We start from the raw sequence: 26,877 nt of genomic DNA, 5'->3' as shown, positions 1-26,877 counted from the left end.
ATGTCTGCTTCCAGCACTCCCGGTCACAGTCGTCTGACGAAGGCACACAAGCTCTCCCTCGCCGGTGTCGCCACGCTCGGTGCCGCCGCCCTCGCCTTCTCCCTCGTCCCGGCCGGTGCCGGTGACGGTGCCGCCCAGGCGCGGCCGGAGGCCGTCGTGTCCGTGGCCCCCGTGGCCTGGAGCCAGTCGGTGAAGCAGAACCTCAACGCGCAGCACCTCGTCGCCGACCAGAAGGCCAAGGACGCCGCGAAGGCGAAGGCCGAGGCGCAGGCGAAGAAGGACCGCGAGCAGAAGGCGGCGGCGAGCCGTTCCACGGTCCGCACCCCGATCTTCGCGAACAACCTGGACGGCTGGATCAAGGAAGCCCTCTTCATCATGAAGAAGGAGGGCATCCCGGGCACCTACTCCGGCATCCACCGCAACATCATGCGCGAGTCGAGCGGCAACCCCCGCGCGATCAACAACTGGGACATCAACGCCCAGAACGGCATCCCGTCGAAGGGCCTGCTCCAGGTCATCCAGCCGACCTTCGCGGCGTACCACGTCAAGGGCACCAAGTTCGACCTGTACGACCCGGTCGCGAACATCGTCGCCGCGTGCAACTACGCCGCCGACCGCTACGGCTCGATGGACAACGTGAACAGCGCCTACTAGGCACCGCGTACCCCCATGCGCCTCAGGGCGGCCCCCGGACTTCCGGGTGCCGCCCTGAGGCGTTCGCGTGCGGGGGGCGCGCCCCCCGCCGGTCGCGTTACTTGCGCATGACCTCGGGCTCGTGGCGGCGCAGCAGCCGGGCCACCGCGAAGCCGCAGATGACGCCGAGGGACACCAGGACGAAGATGTCCACGAACCACTGGCCGGTGGTGTGGTCCCACAGCGGGTCGGTGTTGGTGGGGTTCTGCATGTCCCACGGCGCCATGAGCTTGCCCAGGTTCAGCGTGGTGCCGGCGGCGCCGATGGCCCAGCGGGAGGGCATCAGGTAGGCGAACTGCTCCAGGCCGATCTTGTCGTACAGCTGGAACAGGATGCCGGTGAAGACGACCTGGACGATCGCGAACATGACGAGCAGCGGCATGGTCTTCTCGGCGGTCTTCACCAGCGAGGAGATCACGAGGCCGAACATCATCGCGGTGAAGCCGAGCGCGGTGACCGAGACGCAGAGCTCGACGGCCGGGTTCATGAACAGGCCCTCGGCCGGCAGCTTGCGCGGGGTGAAGGCGATGGCGCAGATGATCACGCCCTGGATGGCCGTGATCAGGCCGAGGACGATCACCTTCGACATGAGGTACGCCGACCGGGACAGGCCGGTCGCGCGCTCGCGCTCGTAGATGACGCGTTCCTTGATCAGCTCACGGACCGAGTTGGCCGCGCCCGAGAAGCACATGCCGACCGCGAGGATCAGCATGATCGTGCCGGCGTCGCCGTTGAAGCGGCTCGGCGGGGTCGGCGGAGCCAGGCCGAACTTCGCGGGGATCACGATGGAGACCACGCCCAGGACGGCGGGCAGCAGCAGCATCAGGGCGAGGAAGCCCTTGTCGGAGGCGATCACCGAGACGTAGCGGCGGATCAGCGTCCACAGCTGCGAGCCCCAGCCCTGCGGCTTCGGCGGGATCATCTGCTGCGGCGGCATCGCGACCTGCTGCGGGGCGACCGCGTCGAGGTCGGCGGCGTAGAGCTGGTAGTGCTGCGAGCCCTTCCAGCGGCCGGCCCAGTCGTAGTCGCGGTAGTTCTCGAAGGCGGAGAACACGTCGGCCCAGGTGGTGTAGCCGAAGAAGTTCAGCGCCTCGTCCGGCGGGCCGAAGTAGGCGACGGATCCGCCCGGCGCCATGACCAGCAGCTTGTCGCAGAGCGACAGCTCGGCGACGGAGTGGGTGACCACGAGGACGGTGCGGCCGTCGTCGGCGAGGCCGCGCAGCAGCTGCATGACGTCGCGGTCCATGCCCGGGTCGAGGCCGGAGGTCGGCTCGTCCAGGAAGATCAGCGACGGCTTGGTGAGCAGCTCCAGGGCCACGGACACGCGCTTGCGCTGACCACCCGAGAGCGAGGTGATCTTCTTGTCCTTGTGGATGTCGAGCTTGAGCTCGCGCAGCACCTCGTCGATGCGGGCGGCACGCTCGGACTCGGCGGTGTCGCCCGGGAAGCGGAGCTTGGCCGCGTACTTCAGGGCGGTGCTGACCTTCAGTTCCTTGTGCAGGATGTCGTCCTGCGGGACCAGGCCGATGCGCTGGCGGAGCTCCGCGAACTGCTTGTACAGGTTGCGGTTGTCGTAGAGGACGTCGCCCTCGTTGGCGGGCCGGTAGCCGGTCAGCGCCTTCAGCAGGGTCGACTTGCCCGAGCCGGAGGGGCCGATGACACCGATCAGCGACTTCTCCGGGACGCCGAAGGTGACGTCCTTGAGGATCTGCTTGCCGCCGTCGACCGTGACCGTGAGGTGGCGGGCCGAGAAGGAGACGTCACCGGTGTCGACGAACTCCTCAAGGCGGTCGCCGACGATCCGGAAGGTGGAGTGGCCGACGCCGACGATGTCGTTCGGGCCGAGCAGGGTGCTGCCGGACTTGGGCAGCGGCTGGCCGTTGACGTAGGTGCCGTTGTGGCTGCCGAGGTCGTGGATCTCGAAGCGTCCGCCGGTGGAGCGGAACTCCGCGTGGTGGCGGGAGACCTGGAGGTCGGAGACGACGAGCTCGTTCTCCAGGGCACGGCCGATGCGCATGACGTGGCCGACGGCGATCTGGTGGAACGTCGTCGGGCTGCGGTCCCCGCCGTGGGCGGCCGGGGCGGCGGACTGCGCCGGACCGCCCTGCTGCTGCGGTACGTACGGCTGCTGGTGCTGCGGCTGCTGCTGGTGCTGCGGCTGCTGCTGGTGCTGCGGCTGCTGCTGGTGCTGCGGCTGCTGGTGGTGCGGTTGGTGCTGCTGCTGATCCCAGGCCTGCTGCTGGACCGGGGCCTGGTAGGCCGGGGCCTGCTGCTGGGCGACCGGGGCCTGGTAGGCGGGCTGCTGCACCTGCTGCTGTGCGGCGGCACCGGTCGGATTCAGCCGCGGCCCGTCGGTCGCGTTGCCGAGGTGGACCGGCGTGCCGGGCACGAGTTCGGTCTGCTGGACCCGCGCACCGTGCACGTAGGTGCCGTTGGTGCTGCCGTGGTCCTCGATGACCCAACCCCGGCCGTTCCAGGTGATGGTGGCGTGCCGCCACGACACCCGGGCGTCATCGATCACCACGTCTCCCTGGGGATCACGCCCCAGCGAGTACGACCTGGACGGATCGAGCGTCCAGGTCCTTCCATTCAATTCCAGTACGAGTTCCGGCACTCCAGCCCCACTTAGGTCCCCCGAGAATCCCCCTGATGCCAGGGAGTCTAGGGATGGCGAACATCCGGGGGAACTATTTCAGGCCTTCGGCCACATGTGGAATCGGGGCCTTGCGAGGGCGTCCGCGCAGGCCCGTTGACGGGGTCGAAAGCCACCCGGAGAGTGAGATAGGGGACTTCTCGGCCCGGCTTCCGGACGGACGTCCCCGCAGATTACCGCTCGGTAGCGATCGGGGGTCACCGGATGCGCGGCATTCGCTGGGGGGACGTACTGCTGTCCGGGGCCGCCGCCGTGGGGTGGTCGACGGCCGCGATGGCGGGGGTGGCCGCACTGGGGCTGCGCCTCGTGGGCGCCGGTGCGGCGGGAGGGTCGTGGGCGGCGATGACCGCGGCCGTGGTGGTGCTGGCGGTGGGCGGCTCGGTGACGCCGACCGGGGACGTGACGGCGTTCGGGGCGGGACTCGGCGTGGGGGCGGGCGGCGCCCGGGCCGCCCTGGACGTGATGCCGTTGGGGGTGACCCTGACGGGCGCCCTGGTGCTGGGGCTGGTGTTCCTGCGCTCGGTGCGCGCCGGTGCGGGCCGGGGTGAACTCGCCGCGCGGGCCGCGGTGGTGGGCGTGCTGTTCACCGGTACCGCGGGCGGGCTGGCGTGGGCCGGCCACGACGCGGTCACCCTCGACGGCGGACGGCTGCCCGTGCCCCGCGTGCCGGTGAGGGTGGAGGTGCCGGGGATCGGGGACATCGGGGGCCTGCTGCCGGACCGGGTCGGGGACCTGGTCCGGACCCGGGCCCGGGTGGGCTTCTCGGTGGACCTCGGGCCGACACTGCTGGGCGCGGGGTCGTGGGCGGCACTGGTACTGGCCGTCGCGCTGCTGGCCTCGCGGCGCGGTCCGGCGGCGTGGGCACGGCTGCGGCCCGCGGTGTCGGCGGTGGTGACGATGCTGGTGGTGGCGGTGGGGGCCGGCCTGGCGGCGGCGGGGTGGGCGGCCGCGCGGGACGCCCACCCGGGGCGGGTGGTGGGGGCGGCACTGCTGGGGGCGCCCAACGGGAGCTGGACGGGGGTGCTGCTGGGGCTGTTCGTACCGCTGCGGGGGCGGGCGTCGGGCGGGTTCGGGCGGCTGCTGCCGGATCCGCTCGACCGGCTGATGGGGGTGTCGCGGTGGGAGCCGGTGACGGTGGGCCGGCTGGCGCAGTACGACGGGCGGGTCTGGCTGCTGGTGCTGGGGGCGGGGCTGCTGATGCTGTACGCGGGGGTGCTGGCGGCCGTACGGAGCCCGGTGCGCGGGATCCTGCCGTGCGCGGTACGGCTGGGTGCGGTGAGCGGGGTGACGCTGGCGGGGTTGGTGTGGCTGACGGGGTTGTCGGCGGACGCGTCGCTCGCGGTGCTCGGGGTGGACCTGGTGGACACCGGGGTCGAGCTGCGGGGGCAGGCGGGGTACGCCCTGGTGCTGGGGGCGGCGTGGGGCGCGGCGGCCGGCGCGGCGGGAGCGGTACTGGCCGGACGGCGCGGCCCGGCCGGGACCCCGGCTCCCGGCCCGGACCCCGACGCGCCGGCGGGGTGGCCCGCGCCGCAGCCGCCGGCCGGCGGGCCCGGCGGGCCCGGACCGTACCGGGACCCCGGGGTCTCGTGGGACGTGACCGTGACCGGACTCCCGCCCCGCCCCGCGCGCCCGGCCCACCCGCCCCGGCGGCCCCCCTTCACCCCTCCTCCCCCACCGGGAACCCCACCTCCGCCGAAGCCGCCCCACCCGCCCCACCCGCCGGACCGGCCGCGCTGAGGCCGCGGCGGGGGTGGGCCCCAGGGCCCTCGGGGGCGGCCGGTGGCGCTCGGCGCGGCGGGAAACGCCGTGGCGCGTTCAGGAAGTGGGACGGGGGTCCGGTGCGCCGGGTGGGGAAGATACGGTGAGGGCACCATGAGCGCTTCGCAGACCTCCGACGTCCCCACCCTCCTCGTCAAGATCTTCGGCAAGGACCGTCCCGGGATCACCGCCGGGCTGTTCGACACCCTCGCCGCCTACTCCGTCGATGTCGTCGACATCGAGCAGGTCGTCACCCGCGGCCGCATCGTCCTGTGCGTTCTCGTCACCAAGCCCGCCGCCGGCTCCGAGGGCGAGCTGCGGGCCACCGTCCACAGCTGGGCCGAGTCACTCAAGCTCCAGGCGGAGATCCTCTCCGGCACCGGTGACAACCGGCCGCGCGGCAGCGGCCGTTCCCACGTCACCGTCCTCGGGCACCCGCTCACCGCGGAGTCCACGGCCACCATCGCCGCCCGGATCACCGCGACGGGCGGCAACATCGACCGCATCTTCCGGCTCGCGAAGTATCCGGTGACGGCGGTCGAGTTCGCCGTCTCCGGCGCCGAGACCGAGCCGCTGCGCACCGCCCTCGCCACCACCGCCGCACAGATCGGCGTCGACGTGGCCGTGGTGTCGGCGGGCCTGCACCGCCGGGCGCAGCGCCTGGTGGTGATGGACGTGGACTCGACCCTGATCCAGGACGAGGTCATCGAGCTCTTCGCCGCCCACGCGGGCTGTGAGGCCGAGGTCGCCGAGGTGACCGAGCGGGCCATGCGCGGGGAGCTGGACTTCGAGCAGTCCCTGCACGCCCGGGTGGCGCTGCTCGCGGGGCTGGACGCGTCGGTGGTGGACAAGGTCCGCTCCGAGGTCCGGCTGACCCCCGGGGCCCGCACCCTGATCCGGACCCTGAAGATGCTCGGTTACCAGGTGGGCGTGGTCTCGGGCGGCTTCACGCAGGTCACGGACGACCTGCGCGAGCGGCTGGGGCTCGACTTCGCCTCGGCGAACACCCTGGAGATCGTCGACGGGAAACTGACCGGCAAGGTCACCGGAGAGATCGTGGACCGGGCGGGCAAGGCCCGTCTGCTGCGCCGCTTCGCCGCCGAGGCGGGTGTGCCGCTGGCCCAGACGGTGGCCATCGGTGACGGCGCCAACGACCTGGACATGCTGAACGCCGCCGGGCTGGGCGTGGCCTTCAACGCCAAGCCCGTCGTCCGCGAGGCCGCCCACACCGCGGTGAACGTGCCGTTCCTGGACGCGGTGCTGTACCTGCTGGGCATCACCCGGGAGGAAGTGGAAGCGGCCGACCTGGCCTGATCCCCACCGGTTCCTTCACGCCGCCCGGCCGGGTCCTCCCGGCCGGGCTTCTCTCGTTCCACGGTGCGGCCGGCCCCCGCGCGGGCCCGGAGCGCTCGGAGACGCCCTCAGGAACGCTAGAAGGAATCGGGCCACCGGTGTCCGACCGGGAGCCGAGCCACCCCGCGTGACCTGCGACGCCGCAGGACCTCGGCCGTTCCTCCAGTCAACTTCCAGCCGGATCGCGAGAGTTCGACACCCCCCTGTGCGACAAATGCTCCGACTGCGCTGCTGCGGACGCGGCGGCGGCTCTCGGTCATTCTTGATCGTCAAGGGGAAGCAGCGATGGCTCGAAGTGTGCTCGTCACCGGAGGCTCGGGGGGAATCGGCCGGGCCTGTGTGGAGAGGTTCGCGGCGGAAGAGGACTGGACCGTCTGGTTCACGTACCGCAACGGCCGGGAGCGGGCCGAGGAGCTGGTGCAGGAGCTGGCGCTGACCGGTCGCGCCAAGGTGGAGGCGTTCCCCTTCAGCCAGGGTGACTGGGAGGACCACGAGCAGCTGGTCGAGCGGCTGCCGGGCCCGGTGGACGTACTGGTGAACAACGCGGCCGTCGGCTCCAAGACCATCGACCGGTACAGCGACGGGCCGCGGCAGGACAAGGCGTCGGCCTTCTTCCAGATCAACGCGGTGGGCCCGCTCTGGCTCAGCGAGCAGCTCCTGCCCGGCATGCTGGAACGCGGCTTCGGGAAGATCATCAACATCTCCAGCGTGGGCGGCGGGATCTTCCAGTTCCCCGGCTTCCACCCCGCCGACGGCATGAGCAAGGCCGCCCTCACCTACCTCACCCGGCACCTCGCGGCCGAGCTGGTGCACACCCCGGTGCAGGTCTTCGCCCTGTGCCCCGGTGCCGTGGAGACCACGATGTTCAAGGCCAGCACCCTGGACCGGCTTTCGCCCGAGGAGCGTTCCTCCCTCACCGCGCGGCTGCCGCGCGGCCGCATGATCGAAGCGCGGGAGATCGCCGAGCAGGTGTGGTGGCTGGCGGGCGAACACGCGGCGGCCCTGCACGGCGCCGTCATCGACGCCTCGATGGGCCTCGGGGTCCATCCGGGCCTGCTCACCGGCGCCGACGTGGACAGCGGGAGGGCCTGATGGTCTCCCGCCAGGCCGCACGGCTGCTCGCCGACACCCCCGCCATCGCCGAGGCGCACTTCCTGGCCGAGGCCGAGCCGTACGACCCGGACCTGCGCCCCGGCGGCTACCTCAACCTGGGCACCGCGGAGAACCGTCTCCTGTGGGACCTCCTCGACGGCCGGCTGGCCGCGCTGGAGCCGATGACCGAGTCCACCGCCCGCTACGCGCCCCTGCACGGCACCGGCGAACTGCGCGAGCGCGTCGCCGCGCTGCTCTCGGCGACCTGCCGCACGCCGCTCGACGCCGAGGACCTGGTGGTGATCAGCGGCGCCACCGGGGCGCTGGACGCGATCGCGTCGGTGCTGTGCGACCCGGGCGAGGCGATCGTGGTGCCCGCCCCCTACTACGGGGCCTTCGACACCGATCTCGGGGGACGTTCCGGCGCCCGGATCCTGCCCGCCCCGCTGGAGCCGGCCGACGGGTTCCGGCTGACGGCGGAGGCCGTCGACCGGGCCCTGAAGCAGGCCGCCGCGGAGGGGACGACCGTACGCGCGGTCGCGCTCTCCTCCCCCTCCAACCCCCTCGGCGAGGTGCACCCGCCCCAGGTGCTCGCCGAGCTGCTGCGGGTGGCCGCCGAGCACGACGTGGACCTCGTCTCCGACGAGATCTACGCCCACGCCGTCTTCGGCCCGCACGCCTTCACCAGCGCCGCCGACCCCGCGGTCAATCCGCACTGGGCCGAACGCACCCACGTGGTCTGGGGCTTCGCGAAGGACTTCGGGCTGCCCGGACTGAAGACCGGTGTCCTGCACACGCGTGATCCCCGGGTGCGGGACGCGGCGCGGGCGATGGCCTACTTCGCGCCCGTCTCCACCGCCACCCAGCACACCCTGGCCGGTCTGCTGGCCGACCCGGCGTGGGTGGCCTCCTTCCTCGCGGCGGGCCGCCGCCGGCTGGGGTCCTCGTACGCGCACCTCGTCGCGCACCTGGACGCGTACCGGATCCCGTACGTTCCGGCCGAGGCCGGGTTCTCCGTCTGGCTGGACCTGCGCCGCTGGCTGCCCGGGGCCGGGTTCGAGGCCGAACAGCGGCTGTGGCGCGAACTGTTCGAGACGGCGAGGGTCAGCATCCTGCCGGGCGGGGCGTTCCGCTCGCCCGAGCCGGGCTGGTTCCGGCTGTGCCACACCGTCGAGGCCCCCCTGGTCGCGGAGGCGGTCCGGCGGATCGCCGGCCACCTGGGCGGGGCCCTCGGGGAGGCCGCCCTCCCCGGCTCCCTCACCTCGTTCCCCTCGTCCCCCTCCTCCCCGAACGGAAGACGCCCATGAGCACGGCCCCCGGTCCGCTCGACCGCTGGTACGAGACCGCCGGCGTGCGGGGTGGCGTACGCCGTATGTTCCACGCCGAGGCGGAGCAGGGCCGGGTCTTCTTCCCGGACGCCCTGGTCCCGCACCTGGCCCACCCCGAGGTGAAGGCGCTGGCCCCGGAGCGGGTCCGCGAGATCTCCGTACGCCACCTGTACCAGTTCCTGCACTCGACGACGCACCTGGAGACCCGGGTGGTCAACGGGGCCGCCGAGCCGGTCGCCAACGGCAACTGCGGGCTGCACTTCCCGACCGCGCTGCGGATGGACGCCTTCAAGGTCTACTGCGACGAGGGCTACCACGCCCTCTACAGCCTGGACCTCGCCGATCAGGTGGCGGCCGTCACCGGGATCGCCGTGCCGGACGTCGACTACGGCGGGTTCGTCACGGCCCTCCAGGAGAGCGGGCGGCGGCTGCTGCCCCAGGACCCGGTGCTGGCCGGGCAGTTGCAGGCGGTGGTGTTCGAGACCCTGATCACCGCCGTGCTCAACGAGGTGCCGCAGGACCCGACCGTGGTGAGCACGGTGCGCGAGCTGATGCGCGACCACGCCAAGGACGAGGGGCGCCACCACCGCTTCTTCTCGGCGTTCTTCCTGGAGCTGTGGGCCCGGCTCGACGGGCGCCGGCGCGTCCTGGCGGCCCGCGCCCTGCCGGCGATGATCCGCGCGGCGCTCGACTGGGACCTGGAGCCGGTACGGGTGTCGCTGCGCCTGGCCGGTCTGGACGAGGACCGCACCGAGGCGGTCCTCGCGGACAGCTACGGGGGTGGGGCGGGCCTGGACCGCATCCAGACGATCTCCCGTTCCACCCTGCGGCTGTGCGCCCAGGTCGACGCCTTCGACCTGCCCGGCGTCACGGACGCGTTCGCGGAGTTCGGACTGCGCGCACCGGAGGAGACCGATGTCTGAGAACGTCACGTACGCGGACTACCTGCGGCTGCCGGAGCTGCTGACGCTCCAGGTGCCGCTGGCCGACGGGGTGGACGACGAGCTGCTGTTCATCGCCGTCCACCAGGTGCAGGAGCTGTGGTTCGGGCAGCTGCTGCGCGATCTGTCCGGCGCCCGCGACCGGATGCTGGAGGGTGATCCCCGGGCCGCGCGGGCGGGCCTGGTGCGGAGCACGGTGATCACGCGGGCGCTGATCGCGGGGATCCATCCGCTGCGCGGGATGCCGCCGAGGGAGTTCCACGCCTTCCGCGGGGCGCTCGGCGGCAGCAGCGGGGCGCAGTCGGCGCAGTATCTGGAGATAGCGGCGCTGTGCGGCGCGGACTGGGTGCGCGGGGAGCACGGGGCGCGGGCGGTCGCCGGGCTGAGTCCGCGGGAACGGGAGCGGGCGCGCGGGCGGCTCGCGGAGCCGACCCTGTGGGAGGCGTTCGTGTCGCTGCTGGCCAAGGCCGGTTTCGCGGTGGGGACGGGGCAGGAGCGGCGGGAGGCGTTCGGGCGGCTCGCGGCGGCGCCCCGGGACGGTGACCCGGTGGAGTTCGCGGAGCTGTCGGAGCTGGTGGAGGCCCTGGTGGACCACGACGAGATCTGGACGGAGTGGCGGGCCTGCCACGCGCAGCTCGTCGAGCGGCAGATCGGCGGCCGGCCCGGGACCGGGGGCAGCAGCGGCGTGGCCCATCTGCGGGCGGCGGTCCACCGGCGGTTCCACCCGGAGCTGTGGGAGGCGCGGGACGCGGGCATCCCGCCGCTGCCCGCCCGGTGACGTTCCCGGACGTCCGGTGGGGCCCGGGGCCCGGGGCGCGACGGCCCCGGGCCCTCGGGCTCAGTGCTCCTTGGGCGTCCAGTAGTCCAGCAGCGTGCCCACTCCGTGCTCGACGGACTTCCACGATCCGGTGAAGGAGACGACGGCCAGCGCCGCGGTCGGGAAGCCCGTACGGGTCATCCGGTCGAGGGCGTCGCCCTCCGCGCGCCCGGAGAGGGCGTCGGCGAGGGCGTGCATGCCGGGGTTGTGGCCGATCACGAGGAGGTCGGCCACCTCCTCCGGGGTCTCGTTCAGCAGGGCGATGAGCTCACCCAGCGAGGCGTCGTAGAGCCGCTCCTCGTAATGGGTCTTCGGCCGGTGGGGCAGTTCCTGGACGGCGAGCTTCCAGGTCTCCCGGGTCCGGGCGGCGGTGGAGCAGAGGGCCAGGTCGAAGGTGATGCCGGTCTCGGCCAGCTTCAGTCCGACGGCCGGTGCGTCCTTGCGGCCGCGTTCCGCCAGCGGGCGGTCGTGGTCGGACACCTGGGGCCAGTCGGCCTTGGCGTGCCGGAGGAGGACGATCCTGCGGGGTGTGTCGGCGCTCATGGCTCCCAGCTTCGCACGAAACGCGCCACGGGGCGCAGGGTGTTGGGAGGCCTCGGCGAGGGCGGGGGGCACGCCTCGGCGCGCGGGGGTCAGCCGACGGCGCGCAGCAGTTGCCGGCTGACCTGGAGCAGCCCGGAGGCGTCCGGGGTGGCGGCCTGGGCCTCGCCCGAGCCGGCGAGGAGGAGCAGCAGGAGTCCGAAGGCCAGCGCGGGCAGGGCGAGGGCCCACCAGTGCAGCCGGGTGCCCGCTCCCGCGTGTGCCGCGGGACGGCGGCGGGCGGCGGGGAGGGACGGGGTCTGCGTGGGGGCCGACATGGCCGCCTCCGGGGTGTGCGCTGGGACGGGCTCGCTGCTTCGAATCTACGGATCCGTGGCAGCGGTTCCCATCGGGGTCACACCCCATCCGACCCTGAGCCTGACCCCCTAGGGGATGGTGGGGACAACCCCACCATCGGGGTCGGGGGCCGGGCCCGGGCGGGCGCTCAGGGGGAGGCGAGGCTGGCGATGACGGCGATGATCACGGTCACGAGCAGCATCGCGCCGAGCACGAGGCCGAGCTTCTTGTGACCGTTCTGGGGGTTCGGTTCGAGGACGGGCGACATGGCGGTCAGTCTCGCATGCCGCATTCGTCCTCGATCGTGCGGTCCCGTCCCGCGAGGACGCCGAGGACGAGCTGGGGGACGAGCAGCCCGGCCATCAGGGCGAGCGGCAGGTCCCAGCCGCCGCTGCGCTGGTAGAGGGTGCCGATGACCAGCGGGCCGGGGATGGAGATCAGGTAGCCGGTGCTCTGGGCGAAGGCGGAGAGCTTGACGACCCCGGCGGGGGACTTGGCGCGCAGTCCGATCATGGTGATGACGAGCGGGAAGGCGCAGTTGGAGATGCCGAGCAGGAGGGCCCAGGCCCAGGCTCCGGCGGCGGGGGCGAGGTAGAGGCCGAGGTAGCCCACGAAGCCGAACAGGCTGAGGGTGACGGCGATCGGGCCCTGGTGGCGCATGCGTCCGGCGAGGCGGGGGATGACGAAGGCCAGCGGGACGCCCATGACCATGGTGACGGCGAGCAGCACGCCGGCGGTGGAGGCGGAGACCCCCGCGTCGCGGAAGATCTGCGGGAGCCAGCCCATGGTGACGTAGGCGCCGGTGGCCTGGAGGCCGAAGTAGCAGGCGAGTGCCCAGGCGGTGCGGCTGCGGACGACGGAGGGCCCCTTGTCCTCGCGCACGGCCGCGGCGGGGGCGGCCGCCTTCTCCCGGCGGCTCGCGGCGGCGATCGGCAGCCAGGGCAGGACGGCGACCGCGGCGAGGACGGCCCAGACGAGCAGGCCGGTGCGCCAGTTGCCGCCGAGGGCGGAGGTCAGGGGGACGGTCGCGGCGGCGGCGAGGGAGGTGCCGGCGGCCAGGGCCATGGAGTAGAGCCCGGTCATGGTGCCGAGGCGGTCGGGGAACCAGCGCTTGACGATGACCGGGAGCAGCACGTTGGTCAGGGCTATGCCGGCCAGGGACAGGGCGCTGGCGGCGAGGAAAGCGGCGGCGCCGTCCGCGAAGGGGCGGATCAGCAGGCCCGCGGCGACGGCGGCCATGCCGGCGCAGACGACGGCGGCGGGGCCGAAGCGGCGGGAGAGGCGGGGCGCCGTGACGCCGAAGACCGCGAAGCAGAGGGCGGGCACGGAGGTGATCAGTCCGGCGACGGCGCCGCTCATGTGGAGGCCGGTCCTGGTCTCCTCGAAGAGGGCGCCGAGGCTGGTGATGGCGGGCCGCAGGTTGAGGGCGGCCAGCACGATTCCGACGATGAGCACCGGGCCGAGCCACGTGGGGGCGACGTGCGCGGAGGCGGGGAGGGGCTCGTGCGCGGCGGTGCGCACGGCCTCCGGGCGGTTCATGGTCTGGACTTCTTCGTCGGACATTGAACCATCATAGAATCATGGGATGATTGGTTGTCCAGTCGTCCCAGAGAGGACCTTGCCCAGATGCCGCTGACCTCGCCCCGGCGATCCGCGCTCGTCGATCAGGTGATCGCCCAGCTCCGGAACCAGATCACCTCCGGCGAATGGCCGGTCGGGGGCCGGATCCCGACCGAGCCCGAGCTGGTGGAGCTGCTGGGCGTCGCCCGCAACACCGTGCGGGAGGCCGTCCGCGCGCTCGCGCACAACGGGCTGCTGGACATCCGCCAGGGTTCGGGCACCTACGTGATCGCCACCAGCGAGCTGGCCGGGGTGATGCACCGGCGTTTCGCCGGGGCCGACCCGCGGCACATCGCGGAGCTGCGCTCGACGCTGGAGTCCTCGGCGGCCCGGCTGGCGGCGGAGCGGCGGACCGACCGGGACCTGGTCCAGCTGGACGCGCTGCTGGCACGGCGCGAGGAGGCGTGGGCGAGCGGGGAGGCGGAGCTGTTCGTGGCGGCGGACGTGGCCCTGCACATGGCGGTGGTGACGGCCTCGCACAACGACGTGCTGATCGAGCTGTACGCGGACCTGGGCGACCTGGTGGCGGACTGGCTGCGGGCGGACGTCGGCACCGTGCTGGATCCGGCCGCCCACCTGGACCACGCCCGGCTGATCGAGGCGGTCCGGCGCGGGGACGGGGACGCGGCGGCCTCGGAGGCGGCCGGCTACCCCTTCGCCTGCCTCGGCAGGGGCGGACGCTGAGCGGGACCGGCCGGGCCGGAGGCGCCCGAGCGGCCCTCACGGACGCTGGTGGCTCACCCAGGCCGTGCGGACCTCCTTCCAGCAGCGGCCGGTGAGCCGGACCCGGCCCGCCGGGTCCAGGGAGACGGCGGCGCCGTCCCCGTCCAGGTCCCACCAGCGCTCGCACTCCACGTGGAGGCGGAGCAGGTCGGTCTCGGGGTAGCCGTTGTGGCAGTACGCGGTCACCTGCGAACCGTCGATCTCGGTGTCGCAGTCGGAGCCGAAGAGCTCCGGGGTGGCGGCCGGCGCGGGCCGGACGGGGGGTTCGGCCGGGATGTCGGCGAGGTCCACGGTGGCCGGGGCGGCCGCCGCGGGTCCCGCTCCCGGGTCCGGGCCGCCGGGTTGCGCGGTGGCTCCGGGGACCAGGAGTCCGGTCAGGACCACCGAGGTGAACAGCAGCGATACCGCTCGGCTCCGCCTCGCGCGCACGCCCGTACCTCCTCCCCGAAGCGGCCGGGAAGATCCCGACGAGGTCAGTTTGCAGGCATCTGTCCTGGTTTTCGACTCGGGAAGATCCGGTCAGACGGCGAAAATCCGATCGAACGAACCCCCGCTCCCCCGGCGCCGGACCGCGAAAAAGGCGGTGGCCGTGCCTCCCGGAGAGGGAGGCACGGCCACCGCCGTACGGATGCGGGTGCCGGTCAGGCGCCCATCGCGTGCAGGCCGCCGTCGACGTGGACGATCTCGCCCGTGGTCTTCGGGAACCAGTCCGACAGCAGGGCGACGACGCCCCGGCCCGTCGGCTCGGGGTCGCTCATGTCCCACGCCAGCATGGAACGCTGGTTCCAGGTGTCCGCCAGCTCGCCGAAGCCCGGGATGGACTTCGCGGCCATCGAGCCGATCGGACCGGCCGAGACCAGGTTGCAGCGGATGTTCTCCTTGCCCAGGTCGCGGGCGAGGTAGCGGCTGGTGGCCTCCAGCGCGGCCTTGGCCGGGCCCATCCAGTCGTACTGCGGCCAGGCGAACTGCGCGTCGAAGGTGAGGCCGACGATGGCCGCGCCCTCCGCCGGGAACAGCGGCTTGCAGGCCATGGCCAGCGACTTCAGCGAGAACGCCGAGACGTGCATGGCGGTGGCCACGGACTCGAACGGGGTGTTCAGGAAGTTGCCGCCGAGCGCGTCCTGCGGCGCGAAGCCGATGGAGTGCACGACGCCGTCGAGGCCGCCGAGCTCCTCGCGGACGAGGCCTTCGAGGCGGGCCAGGTGCTCGTCGTTGGTGACGTCGAGCTCGATGACCTTGACCGGCTTCGGCAGCTTCTTGGCGATCCGCTCGGTCAGCGAGGGGCGCGGCCACGCCGTGAGGATGACCTCGGCGCCCTGCTCCTGGGCCAGTCGCGCGGTGTGGAAGGCGATGGACGACTCCATCAGCACCCCGGTGATGAGGATGCGCTTGCCGTCGAGAATTCCGCTCATGGTGATCAGTGACCCATGCCCAATCCGCCGTCAACGGGAATGACGGCTCCGGTGATGTACGCGGCGTCATCGGACGCCAGGAAGCTCACGGCGGCCGCGATCTCCTCGGGCTGCGCGTAGCGGGCCAGCGGCACCTGCGACACGATGCCCGCACGCTGCTCGTCGGTGAGCACCTTCGTCATGTCGGTGTCCACGAAGCCCGGGGCCACGACGTTGAAGGTGATGTTGCGGCTGCCCAGCTCGCGGGCGAGGGAGCGGGCGAAGCCCACCAGCGCGGCCTTCGAGGCGGCGTAGTTGGCCTGCCCCGCGGAACCCAGCAGGCCCACGACCGAGGAGATCAGGACCACGCGGCCCTTCTTCGCCCGGAGCATGCCGCGGTTGGCGCGCTTGACCACGCGGAAGGTGCCCGTGAGGTTGGTGTCGACGACGGAGGCGAAGTCCTCCTCGGACATCCGCATCAGCAGCGTGTCCTTGGTGATGCCGGCGTTGGCCACCAGCACCTCCACGTTGCCGTGCTTGGCCTCGATCTCCTTGTAGGCCTGCTCCACCTGCTCGGAGTCGGTGATGTCGCAGCGCACCGACAGTACGCCGAGGTCGGTGAGCTCCTGCGGCGGCTCTCCCGAGCGGTACGTGATCGCGACCTTGTCGCCGGCCTGGGCGAAGGCTCGGGCGATGGCGAGGCCGATGCCCCGGTTACCTCCGGTGACGAGAACCGAGCGGCTCAACGGATCACCCTTTCGCTAGCTGTCTGAATACCAAAAACCTATAGGTCGGCTCCGGCATCCGGAGAATCGGGCTCCGACAGGGCCTCGCGACGGGGTATGTCGAGTCCCTACAGAAAGATGTAGGCACCAGAGCCCCGGGTTCGACATGATCGGGGCGACCTGCCCCGACCCCGGGAGGATTTCCGTGGCCCATTCCATCGACGCGGCCTTCACCGCGCTGCCCCTGCGGGCGCTCGCCGACGCGGCGCTCGCCCGGGCCCGCGCGCTGGGCGCCGACCATGCCGACTTCCGGCTGGAGCGGATCCGCAGCGCCTCCTGGCGCCTGCGCGACGCCAAGCCCTCCGGCGGCTCCGACACCACGGACCTCGGCTACGCGGTCCGGGTGGTGCACGGGGGCAGCTGGGGGTTCGCCTCCGGCGTGGACCTCACCATGGACGCCGCCGCCAAGGTGGCCTCCCAGGCCGTCGCCATGGCGAAGCTGTCCGCCCAGGTGATCAAGGCCGCCGGCTCCGACGAGCGCGTCGAACTCGCCGACGAGCCGGTGCACGCCGACAAGACCTGGATCTCCGCCTACGACGTGGACCCCTTCTCGGTGCCGGACGCCGAGAAGGCGGCCCTGCTCGCCGACTGGAGCACCCGGCTGCTGGCCGCCGACGGCGTCGCGCACGTGGACGCCTCGCTCCTCGCCGTGCACGAGAACAAGTTCTACGCCGACACCGCGGGCACCTCCACCACGCAGCAGCGCGTGCGGATCCACCCGCAGCTCACCGCCGTCGCCGTGAACGCCACCACCGGCGAGTTCGACTCCATGCGCACCATCGCCCCGCCCGCCGGGCGCGGCTGGGAGTACCTGACGGGCACCGGCTGGGACTGGAACGCCGAGCTGGAGGAGATCCCCGCCCTGCTCGCCGAGAAGATGCGGGCCCCGAGCGTCGAGGCCGGGCGCTACGACCTGGTCGTGCACCCGTCCAACCTGTGGCTGACCATCCACGAGTCCATCGGCCACGCCACCGAGCTCGACCGGGCGCTGGGCTACGAGGCGGCGTACGCGGGGACCTCCTTCGCCACCTTCGACCAGCTGGGCAAGCTCAGGTACGGCTCCCCGGTCATGAACGTGACGGGCGACCGCACCGCCGAGCACGGCCTGGCCACCATCGGCTACGACGACGAGGGCGTCGAGGCGCAGAGCTGGGACCTGGTCAAGGACGGCACCCTGACCGGCTACCAGACGGACCGGCGGATCGCGAAGCTCACGGGCCTGGGGCGCTCCAACGGCTGCGCCTACGCCGACTCCCCCGGGCACGTGCCCGTCCAGCGGATGGCCAACGTCTCGCTCCGGCCGGATCCGGGCGGGCTGTCCACCGAGGACCTGATCGGCGGGGTGGAGCGCGGGATCTACGTGGTCGGCGACCGCTCCTGGTCGATCGACATGCAGCGCTACAACTTCCAGTTCACCGGCCAGCGGTTCTTCCGCATCGAGAACGGCCGGCTGGCCGGGCAGCTGCGCGACGTCGCCTACCAGGCCACGACGACCGAGTTCTGGGGCTCGATGGAGAAGGTCGGCGGCCCGCAGACCTACGTGCTGGGCGGCGCGTTCAACTGCGGCAAGGCCCAGCCGGGGCAGGTCGCGGCGGTCTCCCACGGCTGCCCGTCCGCCCTGTTCCGCGATGTGAACATCCTGAACACCACGCAGGAGGCCGGCCGATGAGCCGAACGAAGCCGCACGAGATCGTCGAGCGCGCCCTGGAGCTGTCCACCGCCGACGGCTGCGTCGTCATCGCCGACGAGGAGTCCAGCGCCAACCTGCGCTGGGCGGGCAACGCGCTCACCACCAACGGCGTAACCCGCGGCCGTACCCTGACGGTCATCGCCACCGTCGACGGCAAGGAGGGCACGGCCTCGGGGGTCGTCTCGCGCTCCGCCGTCACCGCCGCCGACCTGGAGCCGCTGGTGCGGGCCGCGGAGGCGGCCGCGCGCGGGGCCGGTCCCGCCGAGGACGCCCAGCCGCTGGTGACCGGGACCCCGGCCTCGCCCGACTTCACCGACGCCCCCGCCGAGACCTCCTCGGCGGTGTTCGCGGACTTCGCCCCGGCCCTCGGCGAGGCCTTCGCCCGGGCCCGCGCGGGCGGGCGGGAGCTGTACGGGTTCGCGAACCACGAGCTGGTCACCACGTACGTCGGCACCTCCACGGGGCTGCGGCTGCGCCACGACCAGCCCAACGGGACGCTGGAGCTGAACGCGAAGTCCCCGGACCGCTCCCGCTCGGCCTGGGCCGGCCGCGCCACCCGGGACTTCAAGGACGTGGACCCGACCGTGCTGGACGCGGAGCTGGCCGTCCGCCTGGGCTGGGCGGAGCGCAAGGTCGAGCTGCCCGCCGGGCGGTACGAGACCCTGCTGCCGCCCACGGCCGTGGCGGACCTGCTGATCTACCAGATGTGGTCGGCGGCGGCCCGGGACGCGGTGGAGGGCCGTACGGTCTTCTCCAAGCCCGGCGGCGGCACCCGGATCGGCGAGGAGCTCTCGCGGCTCCCGCTGACCCTGCGCAGCGACCCGCACGCGCCCGGCCTGGAGTCGGCGCCCTTCGTGATCGCGCACAGCTCCGGCGACGACGCCTCGGTGTTCGACAACGGCCTGCCGGTCCCGGCGACCGAGTGGATCAGCGGCGGCGAGCTGGCCCGGCTGACCACGACCCGGCACAGCGCGGCCCTGACCGGCCTGCCGCTCTCCCCCTCCTTCGGGAACCTCATCCTGGACGGGGGCGGGGACAAGTCGCTGGAGGAGATGGTGGCGGGCACCGAGCGGGGCCTGCTGCTGACCTGCCTCTGGTACATCCGCGAGGTCGACCCGGCCACCCTGCTGCTCACCGGCCTGACCCGGGACGGCGTCTATCTGGTGGAGGACGGGCAGGTCACGGGCGAGGTCAACAACTTCCGGTTCAACGAGTCGCCGGTGGACCTGCTCTCGCGGGCCTCGGAGGCCGGCCGGACCGAGAAGACCCTGCCGCGCGAGTGGGGCGACTGGTTCACCCGGGCCGCGATGCCGGCGCTGCGCATCCCGGACTTCAACATGAGCTCGGTCAGCAAGGGCGTGTGACCCACCTAGACTGAGCACGGCATTTTCAGACATCGAAGGAGTCGAGAGACCGTGACGGACATCGTCGACGAACTGAAGTGGCGTGGGCTCTTCGCCCAGTCCACCGACGAAGAAGCGCTGCGCAAGGCGTTCGCGGACGGTCCCGTCACCTTCTATTGCGGCTTCGACCCGACGGCGGCCTCGCTGCACGTGGGGCACCTGGTGCAGGTGCTCACCGTGCGCCGGCTCCAGCAGGCCGGGCACCGGCCGCTGGCGCTGGTCGGCGGGGCCACCGGTCAGATCGGTGACCCGCGCCCGACCGCCGAGCGGACGCTGAACGACCCGGAGACCATCGCCAACTGGGTGAACCGGCTGCGCTCGCAGATCGAGCCGTTCCTGTCCTTCGAGGGCGAGAACGCGGCGCTGATGGTGAACAACCTGGACTGGACGGCGGGCATGTCCGCCATCGAGTTCCTGCGGGACATCGGCAAGCACTTCCGCGTCAACAAGATGCTGACGAAGGACTCGGTCGCCAAGCGGCTGGAGTCCGACCAGGGCATCAGCTACACCGAGTTCAGCTACCAGCTGCTCCAGGGCATGGACTTCCTGGAGCTGTACCGCCGCTACGGCTGCACCCTCCAGCAGGGCGGCTCGGACCAGTGGGGCAACCTGACGGCCGGGCTCGACCTGATCCACCGGGTGGAGCCGGAGGCGCACGTCCACGCGATGGCGACCCCGCTGATGGTCAAGGCGGACGGCACCAAGTTCGGCAAGTCCGAGAGCGGGGCCGTCTGGCTGGACCCGGAGATGACCACCCCGTACGCGTTCTACCAGTTCTGGCTGAACGTGGACGACCGGGACATCTCCACCTACATGCGGATCCTGTCCTTCAAGTCCCGCGAGGAGCTGGAGGCACTGGAGGCGCAGACCGCCGAGCGGCCGCAGGCGCGCGCCGCCCAGCGGGCGCTGGCCGAGGAGCTGACCACGCTGGTGCACGGCGCGGACCAGTGCGCCGCCGTGATCGCCGCGTCGAAGGCGCTGTTCGGCCAGGGCGAGCTGACGGAGCTGGACGAGGCCACGCTGGCCGCGGCCCTCTCCGAGCTGCCGCACGCGAAGGTCGCCGAGCTCGGGCAGGTCGTGGACCTGCTCGCGGAGACCGGACTGGTCGCCAGCAAGTCCGCGGGCCGCCGGACCGTGAAGGAGGGCGGCGCCTACGTGAACAACGTGAAGGTCGCCGCCGAGGACGCGGTCCCCGCCCCGGAGGACCTGCTGCACGGCCGCTGGCTCGTGCTGCGGCGCGGCAAGAAGAACCTGGCGGCGGTCGAGGTCACCGGCCCCTGACGCCGGCCGACGGGCAGACGTGACGAGGGGCCGGTACGGACGCGAGTCGTCCGGACCGGCCCCTTCGTCATGGGCGGCGTCACACGGTCCGGCGACTGCCGCCCCACAGCGCCTTGTAGGCCATGTCGCCGAGCCCGACGATCAGGACCGCCCCGGCCAGCTGGAGCAGGTGCCTGGTCCAGTCGATGCCCCTCGTTTCCCCGACGCCGATCCACCCGGCGACGGCGTTGCCGAGGAGCGCGCCGAGGATGCCGAAGAGGGTGGTCAGCCACAGGGGCTGGTGCTGCTTGCCCGGCAGGATGGCCCGGGCTATCAGGCCGAGCACGAAGCCTACGATGATCGCCCACAACCATTGCATGTCGAGCCTCCTCGTGGCGCGTTGTGCGCATGTGCGCCCAGTGTCGGTCCGTCCGGCCCCGCACGCATGCCGGACGGCGCCATCGGAGGGACACCCCCTCTCCTCGGCTCGACGGGGGCGGCGTACGGTGGAAGGGTTGCGGGCCGGGGAGTGTCCGGCGGGTGGATCGGGTGGTGGAACGTGCAGCGGACGAAGCGGAACGGGGCCGAGGTCTTCCGGATCACCGGGGCCCGGATGGGCCTCGAAGAGGACGTGCGGGGACGGCAGCGCCGGTACGTGATCTCGATGACGATCAGGACCCTGTCGGTGATCGCCACCGTCCTCCTGTGGAACGTGGAACGCCACGTGGCGATCGTGACGCTCGCGGCGGGTCTGCTGCTGCCCTACATCGCCGTGGTCATCGCCAACGCGGGACGCGAGTCGACCCCCTCGCTGCCCTCGCACTTCGTTCCGGCCCCCGTGCGCCCCGCACTGGAGGCGGGAAACCTCAATAAAACCTCAGATCAATCATGAAGTTCCGGTGCACCCCACCCGGTCCTGCGTGACATACTGCCTACGCGCTCCGCATCCCCCGTCGGAGCGACGGACCGACGCCGGGCAGCTCCCCCCGTGGCTGCCCGGCGTCGCCCTTCCGTTTGTAGGGTTGAGGCCGTGAACTCCCCTGACTTCTTCTCCGGCTCCTCCGGCTCCGAAGCCGACATCCCCACCTGCTCCGCCAAGGGCTGCCGTGACGCGGCGGTCTGGGTCCTGGCGTGGAACAACCCGAAACTGCACGCGCCGGAGCGGCGCAAGACGTGGCTGGCGTGCGAGGAGCACCGCGAACACCTCTCGCAGTTCCTGGGGGTGCGCGGTTTCCTCAAGGACGTCGTGAAGCTCGACGAGTGGGAGCAGCCCGAGGGCTCGGAACGCCGCTGAGGATCCGCCGGGGTCCGCTCGGAACCGCCTGGAGGCGGGCTCGGGCGGGCCGGGACGGCCTCGCAACGGGGTCGCGACGGGCTCGGGGCCGCCCCGTGGCGGCCCCGGCGGCCGGGCCTCAGCCGCCGATCGCCGACATGGGCCGGTCGGGCTGGAGGAAGGACGGGTCGTCGAGGCCGGAGCCGGCCTTCTTCCCCCACATCGCCACCTTCCACAGGCGGGCGATCTCCTCGTCCGGGGCGCCCGAGCGCAGGGCGCCGCGCAGGTCCGACTCCTCGGTGGCGAACAGGCACGTACGGATCTGGCCGTCCGCCGTGAGCCGGGTGCGGTCGCAGGCCCCGCAGAAGGGGCGGGTGACGGAGGCGATGACCCCGACGGTGGCCGGGCCGCCGTCGACCACCCAGCGCTCGGCGGGGGCGGAGCCGCGTTCGTCGGCGCCTTCCTCGGTGAGCGTGAAGCGGGTGCGCAGGGACTGCAGGATGTCCCCGGCGGTGATCATTCCGTCGCGCTTCCAGCCGTGCTGGGCGTCCAGGGGCATCTGCTCGATGAAGCGGAGCTCGTACTCGTTCTCCACGGCCCAGGCCAGCAGCTCGGGGGCCTCGTCCTCGTTGAGTCCCGGCATCAGGACGGCGTTGACCTTGACCGGGGTCAGGCCGGCCTCGCGGGCGGCCGCCATGCCGTCGATGACGTCGTGGTGGCGGTCACGGCGGGTGAGCGTCTTGAAGACCTCGGGGCGCAGGGTGTCCAGGGAAACGTTCACTCTGTCCAGGCCGGCGGCCTTGAGCGCCTGTGCGGTGCGCTTGAGACCGATGCCGTTGGTGGTCAGGGACATCCGGGGGCGGGGCTCCAGGGCCGCGCACTGCTCGACGATCCCGACCAGGCCGGGGCGCAGCAGGGGCTCGCCGCCGGTGAAGCGGACCTCGGTGATCCCGAGGTGGGTGACGGCGATGCGGACCAGCCGGACGATCTCCTCGTCGCTCAGCAGGTCGGATTTGCCGAGCCACTGCAGGCCTTCCTCGGGCATGCAGTACGTGCAGCGCAGGTTGCACCGGTCGGTGAGTGAGACGCGCAGGTCAGTGGCCACGCGGCCGTAGGTGTCGAGAAGCATGGACGGCCCCCTCCCTGTCCGGATCCGTAGAGCTTGGCGCAGTCGCAGGTGAGCGGAAGCGCTGCTTTCGAGCCTACGCGACGGTTGTTACCGGGAGGGAGGCCCAAAGGAACGAGACGTGGCGTGGCCGCGTCGTACGGAACTACGACGCGGCCACGCTGGGTGTTCGGTGGATCTCAGTGAGCCCCTGTTCCGGTGAGGGAGCGGACCTCCAGTTCGGCGAACTTCCGGGGGTCGGCCTCCTCCTTGGACAGTACGGTTCCCAGCCAGCCGAGGAGGAAGCCGAGGGGGATGGAGATGATCCCGGGGTTCTCCAGGGGGAACCAGTAGAAGTCGGCGTCCTTGAACATCGAGGTGGGCTTGCCGGAGACGACCGGTGAGAACAGCACCAGGCCGACCGCCGAGATCAGGCCGCCGTAGATGGACCACAGCGCGCCCTGGGTGGTGAAGCGCTTCCAGAAGAGGCTGTAGAGGATGGTCGGGAGGTTGGCGGAGGCGGCGACCGCGAAGGCGAGCGCGACCAGGCCGGCGACGTTCATGTCGCGGGCGAGGGCCCCGAGGGCGATGGCGACGGCGCCGATGACCACGGTGGACCAGCGCGCGGCGCGCATCTCCTCCTTCTCGGTGGCCCGGCCCTTGCGGATGACGTTGACGTAGATGTCGTGCGCGAAGGACGAGGACGAGGCCAGGGTGAGGCCGGCGACCACCGCGAGGATGGTGGCGAAGGCGACGGCGGAGATGACCGCGAGCAGGACCGCGCCGCCGGTGGAGCCGGCGCCGCCGCCGATCTCCTGGGCGAGCAGCGGGGCGGCGGTGTTGCCGGCCTTGTTGGAGGCCAGGATGTCGGCCCGCTTGAGGAGGGCGGCGGCGCCGAAGCCGAGGGCGATGGTCATCAGGTAGAAGGCGCCGATGATGCCGATGGCCCAGTTCACGGACTTGCGGGCGGCCTTGGCCGTGGGGACGGTGTAGAAGCGGATCAGGATGTGCGGCAGGCCGGCGGTGCCGAGGACCAGGGCGAGGCCCAGCGAGATGAAGTCGAGCTTGGTGAGCCCGTCCTTGCCGTACTTGAGGCCGGGCTCCAGGAACTTCGACCCCTGGCCGCTGTTCTCGGCGGCCTGGCCGAGCAGGGCGGAGATGTTGAAGTCGAACTTCAGCAGCACCAGGAAGGTGATCAGCAGGGCGCCCGCGATGAGCAGCACCGCCTTGACCATCTGGACCCAGGTGGTCCCCTTCATGCCGCCGACGGTCACGTAGACGATCATCAGCAGGCCGACCAGGGCGACGACGGCGACCTTGCCGCCGTCGCTGGTGATGCCCAGGAGCAGCGAGACGAGGACGCCCGCGCCGGCCATCTGGGCGAGCAGGTAGAAGATCGAGACCACGATGGTGGAGGTGCCGGCGGCGGTGCGGACGGGCCGCTGGCGCATCCGGTACGCGAGGACGTCGCCCATCGTGTAGCGGCCGGAGTTGCGCAGCGGCTCGGCGACCAGGAGCAGGGCCACCAGCCAGGCGACGAGGAAGCCGATGGAGTAGAGGAAGCCGTCGTAGCCGAAGAGGGCGATGGCTCCGGCGATGCCCAGGAAGGACGCGGCGGACATGTAGTCGCCGGAGATGGCCAGGCCGTTCTGGAAGCCGGTGAACTGGCGCCCGCCCGCGTAGAAGTCGGCGGCGTCCTTGGTCTGCCGGCCGGCCCAGACGGTGATGACGAGGGTCGCGACGACGAAGAGCCCGAACAGGGTGATGATCAGCGGGCGGTGCTCGCTCGCGCCCGCGGCGACGGTCAGCCGGGAGGCCAGCTGCGGGACGGCGCTCATGCCCCGGCCTCCATCTCCTGCTTGATGGCGCGGGCCTTGGGGTCGAGCTTCGCGGCGGCGTGCCGCGAGTACAGCCAGGCGATCAGGAAGGTCGTCGCGAACTGGGCGAGGCCGAGGACGAGGGCGACGTTGATGTTGCCGAAGAGCTTGGTCCCCATGAAGCCGCCCGCGTAGTTGGACAGCAGCACGTAGAGCAGGTACCAGGCGATGAAGGCCACGGTCAGCGGGAAGGCGAAGGACCGGTAGGAGCTGCGCAGTTCGGCGAATTCGGGGCTCTGCTGGACGCGCGTGAACTCTTCTGCCGAGGGGTGGGCCGGGGCCGGTCCCGCGCCGCCGTGGGGCGGCGCTGCTTCGGTGGTCACGGGGGGTTCTCCTTGTGACGCGGGTGCGGTGGGGACGACGGACAAAACAACCTCCGTGTGGGGGGACGGTGGTGCTGATCCCCCCTGTCAACGGCACGGCCGGCGTGTCGCGACGGTTCAACACCCGGCGATTCTTTGAAAACTGATTCCTCGAACTGATGGCGCAGAAGGGAACGTCAACGCTAGGTTCGCGTGTCATGTACCCGTCCGACGCGACCGCGTGCGGACGGCTTTTTCACGGATGATGTGGAGAACCCATGGCTCATCTGGGACACGGCCGCCGGCGAGTCCTCGCCGTTCCGGTCGGCCTGGCGCTCACCGCCTCGCTCGCCTTCCTGCCCTCGGTCGCGGCCTCGGCCGCACCGCTGAGCGACACGGCGGGCCCGGCCGCGGCCGCGAAGCCCGCCTCCACCACCGGCCCGAAGCTGTCGTACGTGGCGAACCTGACCGCGTACGGCACGGCCAAGCAGGCCAAGAAGGCCATCGAGCAGGCCGGTGGAACGGTGGTGACGTCGTATGAGCAGATCGGCGTCGTCGTCGCACACTCCCAGAACCCCGACTTCGCCAAGCAGCTGCGCACCCAGCGCAGCCTCTTCGTGTCGGTGGGCGCCACCCGGACGGCCCCCCTCCAGACGGTGCAGACCACCGAGGAGGGCACGACCCAGAAGCTGAGCGCGGCGGACGCCGCCAAGGCGGCCGCGCAGGCCGAGCCGGGGCAGGAGCCCCTGGAGTCCAACCAGTGGGACCTGCGCGCGATCAAGGCCGACCAGGCTCACAAGATCAACGATGGCAGTCCGGACGTCACCGTGGGCGTCATCGACACGGGTGTCGACGACACCCACCCCGATCTGGCCGCCAACTTCTCCAAGAGCCAGTCCGCCAACTGCGTGGGCGGCGTCGCCGACACCACGGACGGCGCCTGGCGCCCGTACCCCGACGGCAGTGACCACGGCACGCACGTGGCGGGCACCATCGCCGCCCCGCGCAACGGCATCGGCGTCAGCGGCGTCGCGCCGGGCGTGAAGGTCGCCGGCATCAAGGTGAGCGAGCCCGGGACCAGCCTGTTCTTCACCGAGGCGGTCGTGTGCGGCTTCATGTTCGCCGCCGAGAAGGGGATCGAGGTGACGAACAACAGCTACTACGTCGACCCGTGGATGTTCAACTGCAAGACGGACGACGACCAGAAGGCGCTGGTGGAGTCCCTCACCCGGGCCACCAGGTACGCGGAGCGCAAGGGCGTCCTCAACGTGGCCGCGGCGGGCAACGAGAACTTCGACCTGGCCGCCGACTCGATCCTCGACGAGACCAGCCCGGACGACGCCACCCCCGGGCCCCGCACCATCGACCCCAAGGTCTGCCTGGACCTGCCCGCGCAGCTGCCCGGCGTCGTCACGGTCAGCGCGACCGGCGACAAGGGCCTGCGCTCGTACTACTCCAGCTACGGCCTCGGCGTCGTCGACGTCGCCGCACCCGGCGGCGACAAGTGGCAGATCCCGGCCACCCCCGACGCCAACGGCCGGGTGCTGTCCACCCTGCCGGGCGGCGGCTACGGCTACAAGCAGGGCACCTCGATGGCCACCCCGCACGTCGCGGGCGTCGCGGCCCTGATCAAGAGCGCGCACCCGTGGGCCACGCCCGCGCAGATACAGGCGATGCTCAAGGGCCAGGCCACGAAGACGGCCTGCCCGGACAAGATCTACGACGGCACCGGCAACCTGATCGACGCCGCCACCTGCAAGGCCAAGTGGGGCCAGACCGGCTACTACGGCTCGGGCGTGGTCGACGCGCTCAAGGCCGTCAAGTAGCGACGGTCGCGGGGGGGGGGGGGGGGGGGGGGGTCCCCCCCCCCCCCCCCCCCCCCCCCCCACGCAGGCGAGGAGAACGCCCGCGGCGGGGCGCAACAACCCAGGCAGCGA

At 72.0% G+C, this 26,877-nt stretch carries 26 protein-coding genes; 14 read left to right on the top strand and 12 right to left on the bottom strand.

The genetic code is table 11. The features are described 5' to 3' along the window. On the top strand, positions 1–654 hold the full coding sequence (locus ACZ5D2_RS38340) for a transglycosylase SLT domain-containing protein (protein WP_371679177.1): 654 nt from the start codon (positions 1–3) through the stop codon (positions 652–654). A gap of 97 nt (positions 655–751) precedes the next feature. Here the strand turns inward: ACZ5D2_RS38340 and ACZ5D2_RS38335 are convergent, their stop codons facing one another. Further along, positions 752–3,307 (bottom strand): ABC transporter ATP-binding protein/permease, encoded by a 2,556-nt coding sequence (locus ACZ5D2_RS38335; RefSeq protein WP_371679176.1) that lies wholly within the window; start codon positions 3,305–3,307, stop codon positions 752–754. A 243-nt stretch (positions 3,308–3,550) separates the two neighbouring features. On the opposite strand from ACZ5D2_RS38335, the gene ACZ5D2_RS38330 reads away from it, so the two are divergent. From ACZ5D2_RS38330 to ACZ5D2_RS38305, 6 genes are all read left to right on the top strand, one after another. Beyond that, on the top strand, positions 3,551–5,083 hold the full coding sequence (locus ACZ5D2_RS38330) for a streptophobe family protein (RefSeq protein ID WP_371679175.1): 1,533 nt from the start codon (positions 3,551–3,553) through the stop codon (positions 5,081–5,083). A 135-nt stretch (positions 5,084–5,218) separates the two neighbouring features. Then, positions 5,219–6,418, top strand: a complete 1,200-nt coding sequence (gene serB, locus ACZ5D2_RS38325; RefSeq protein ID WP_371679174.1) for a phosphoserine phosphatase SerB — start codon at positions 5,219–5,221, stop codon at positions 6,416–6,418. Positions 6,419–6,742: 324 nt separating this feature from the next. Further along, positions 6,743–7,549: an SDR family NAD(P)-dependent oxidoreductase gene (locus ACZ5D2_RS38320; RefSeq protein ID WP_371679173.1), complete on the top strand. Its 807-nt coding sequence runs from the start codon at positions 6,743–6,745 to the stop codon at positions 7,547–7,549. Further along, positions 7,549–8,856 (top strand): aminotransferase class I/II-fold pyridoxal phosphate-dependent enzyme, encoded by a 1,308-nt coding sequence (locus ACZ5D2_RS38315; RefSeq protein ID WP_371679172.1) that lies wholly within the window; start codon positions 7,549–7,551, stop codon positions 8,854–8,856. The genes ACZ5D2_RS38320 and ACZ5D2_RS38315 overlap by 1 nt, the downstream gene beginning before the upstream one ends. Next, positions 8,853–9,800 (top strand): diiron oxygenase, encoded by a 948-nt coding sequence (locus tag ACZ5D2_RS38310; RefSeq protein WP_371679171.1) that lies wholly within the window; start codon positions 8,853–8,855, stop codon positions 9,798–9,800. Before ACZ5D2_RS38315 ends, ACZ5D2_RS38310 begins: the two co-directional genes overlap by 4 nt. Continuing rightward, a complete protein-coding gene (locus tag ACZ5D2_RS38305; protein WP_371679170.1) occupies positions 9,793–10,596 on the top strand; it encodes a tryptophan 2,3-dioxygenase family protein in 804 nt (267 codons plus the stop codon). The genes ACZ5D2_RS38310 and ACZ5D2_RS38305 overlap by 8 nt, the downstream gene beginning before the upstream one ends. A gap of 60 nt (positions 10,597–10,656) precedes the next feature. On the opposite strand, the gene ACZ5D2_RS38300 is transcribed toward ACZ5D2_RS38305, so the two are convergent. The 4 genes from ACZ5D2_RS38300 to ACZ5D2_RS38285 all read right to left on the bottom strand — a co-directional run bounded on the left by ACZ5D2_RS38300 (position 10,657) and on the right by ACZ5D2_RS38285 (position 13,074). Further along, on the bottom strand, positions 10,657–11,178 hold the full coding sequence (locus tag ACZ5D2_RS38300) for a SixA phosphatase family protein (protein WP_371679169.1): 522 nt from the start codon (positions 11,176–11,178) through the stop codon (positions 10,657–10,659). An 89-nt stretch (positions 11,179–11,267) separates the two neighbouring features. Then, positions 11,268–11,492 (bottom strand): hypothetical protein, encoded by a 225-nt coding sequence (locus tag ACZ5D2_RS38295; RefSeq protein WP_266838327.1) that lies wholly within the window; start codon positions 11,490–11,492, stop codon positions 11,268–11,270. Positions 11,493–11,659: 167 nt separating this feature from the next. Then, entirely contained in the window at positions 11,660–11,779 is a 120-nt protein-coding gene (locus ACZ5D2_RS38290) for an SGM_5486 family transporter-associated protein (protein ID WP_254719129.1), read from the bottom strand. Between the two features lie 5 nt (positions 11,780–11,784). Further along, positions 11,785–13,074, bottom strand: coding sequence for a CynX/NimT family MFS transporter (locus ACZ5D2_RS38285; RefSeq protein ID WP_371679168.1), 1,290 nt, complete (start codon positions 13,072–13,074; stop codon positions 11,785–11,787). 63 nt (positions 13,075–13,137) lie between these two features. Between ACZ5D2_RS38285 and ACZ5D2_RS38280 the strand changes: the two genes are divergently transcribed. Further along, positions 13,138–13,815 carry a FadR/GntR family transcriptional regulator gene (locus tag ACZ5D2_RS38280; protein WP_371679167.1) on the top strand — a complete coding sequence of 226 codons (678 nt, stop codon included), beginning with the start codon at positions 13,138–13,140 and terminating at the stop codon, positions 13,813–13,815. A gap of 36 nt (positions 13,816–13,851) precedes the next feature. On the opposite strand, the gene ACZ5D2_RS38275 is transcribed toward ACZ5D2_RS38280, so the two are convergent. The 3 genes from ACZ5D2_RS38275 to fabG form a co-directional block, all read right to left on the bottom strand. After that, complete coding sequence (locus ACZ5D2_RS38275) at positions 13,852–14,283, bottom strand: hypothetical protein (protein WP_371679166.1); 432 nt, start codon at positions 14,281–14,283, stop codon at positions 13,852–13,854. A gap of 212 nt (positions 14,284–14,495) precedes the next feature. Further along, entirely contained in the window at positions 14,496–15,266 is a 771-nt protein-coding gene (gene fabI, locus ACZ5D2_RS38270) for an enoyl-ACP reductase FabI (RefSeq protein WP_030233506.1), read from the bottom strand. A 5-nt stretch (positions 15,267–15,271) separates the two neighbouring features. After that, positions 15,272–15,991, bottom strand: coding sequence for a 3-oxoacyl-[acyl-carrier-protein] reductase (gene fabG, locus ACZ5D2_RS38265; RefSeq protein ID WP_030233503.1), 720 nt, complete (start codon positions 15,989–15,991; stop codon positions 15,272–15,274). Between the two features lie 184 nt (positions 15,992–16,175). On the opposite strand from fabG, the gene ACZ5D2_RS38260 reads away from it, so the two are divergent. From ACZ5D2_RS38260 to tyrS, 3 genes are read left to right on the top strand one after another with little or no spacing between them, the layout of a single operon-like run. Beyond that, entirely contained in the window at positions 16,176–17,699 is a 1,524-nt protein-coding gene (locus tag ACZ5D2_RS38260) for a TldD/PmbA family protein (RefSeq protein WP_371679165.1), read from the top strand. After that, the gene (locus tag ACZ5D2_RS38255) at positions 17,696–19,084 is read left to right on the top strand and encodes a metallopeptidase TldD-related protein (RefSeq protein WP_371679164.1); all 1,389 of its coding nucleotides are present in this window, start codon (positions 17,696–17,698) and stop codon (positions 19,082–19,084) included. The genes ACZ5D2_RS38260 and ACZ5D2_RS38255 overlap by 4 nt, the downstream gene beginning before the upstream one ends. 51 nt (positions 19,085–19,135) lie before the next feature. Continuing rightward, positions 19,136–20,404 carry a tyrosine--tRNA ligase gene (tyrS, locus tag ACZ5D2_RS38250; RefSeq protein WP_371679163.1) on the top strand — a complete coding sequence of 423 codons (1,269 nt, stop codon included), beginning with the start codon at positions 19,136–19,138 and terminating at the stop codon, positions 20,402–20,404. Positions 20,405–20,483: 79 nt separating this feature from the next. Here the strand turns inward: tyrS and ACZ5D2_RS38245 are convergent, their stop codons facing one another. After that, the gene (locus tag ACZ5D2_RS38245; RefSeq protein ID WP_371679162.1) at positions 20,484–20,762 is read right to left on the bottom strand and encodes a GlsB/YeaQ/YmgE family stress response membrane protein; all 279 of its coding nucleotides are present in this window, start codon (positions 20,760–20,762) and stop codon (positions 20,484–20,486) included. A 180-nt stretch (positions 20,763–20,942) separates the two neighbouring features. On the opposite strand from ACZ5D2_RS38245, the gene ACZ5D2_RS38240 reads away from it, so the two are divergent. Both ACZ5D2_RS38240 and ACZ5D2_RS38235 read left to right on the top strand, forming a co-directional pair. Then, complete coding sequence (locus ACZ5D2_RS38240) at positions 20,943–21,275, top strand: DUF3099 domain-containing protein (RefSeq protein ID WP_371679161.1); 333 nt, start codon at positions 20,943–20,945, stop codon at positions 21,273–21,275. A gap of 138 nt (positions 21,276–21,413) precedes the next feature. Continuing rightward, positions 21,414–21,677, top strand: coding sequence for a hypothetical protein (locus ACZ5D2_RS38235; RefSeq protein ID WP_371679160.1), 264 nt, complete (start codon positions 21,414–21,416; stop codon positions 21,675–21,677). 118 nt (positions 21,678–21,795) lie between these two features. On the opposite strand, the gene moaA is transcribed toward ACZ5D2_RS38235, so the two are convergent. The 3 genes from moaA to ACZ5D2_RS38220 form a co-directional block, all read right to left on the bottom strand. Beyond that, positions 21,796–22,785 (bottom strand): GTP 3',8-cyclase MoaA, encoded by a 990-nt coding sequence (gene moaA, locus ACZ5D2_RS38230; protein WP_371679159.1) that lies wholly within the window; start codon positions 22,783–22,785, stop codon positions 21,796–21,798. Positions 22,786–22,961: 176 nt separating this feature from the next. Further along, a complete protein-coding gene (locus ACZ5D2_RS38225) occupies positions 22,962–24,599 on the bottom strand; it encodes a solute symporter family protein (protein ID WP_371679158.1) in 1,638 nt (545 codons plus the stop codon). Continuing rightward, positions 24,596–24,961, bottom strand: a complete 366-nt coding sequence (locus tag ACZ5D2_RS38220; protein WP_030233482.1) for a DUF485 domain-containing protein — start codon at positions 24,959–24,961, stop codon at positions 24,596–24,598. The genes ACZ5D2_RS38225 and ACZ5D2_RS38220 overlap by 4 nt, the downstream gene beginning before the upstream one ends. Positions 24,962–25,218: 257 nt before the next feature. Here ACZ5D2_RS38220 and ACZ5D2_RS38215 point away from each other — a divergent pair, with 257 nt between their 5' ends. After that, positions 25,219–26,766: a S8 family peptidase gene (locus ACZ5D2_RS38215; protein WP_468936026.1), complete on the top strand. Its 1,548-nt coding sequence runs from the start codon at positions 25,219–25,221 to the stop codon at positions 26,764–26,766. Positions 26,767–26,877 lie beyond the last annotated feature (111 nt).

It is taken from the genome of Streptomyces sp. NPDC031479, from assembly GCF_055581065.1.
Note: the sequence above shows the minus strand (reverse complement) of the source record. Positions and strands in the feature narration are given on the sequence as shown.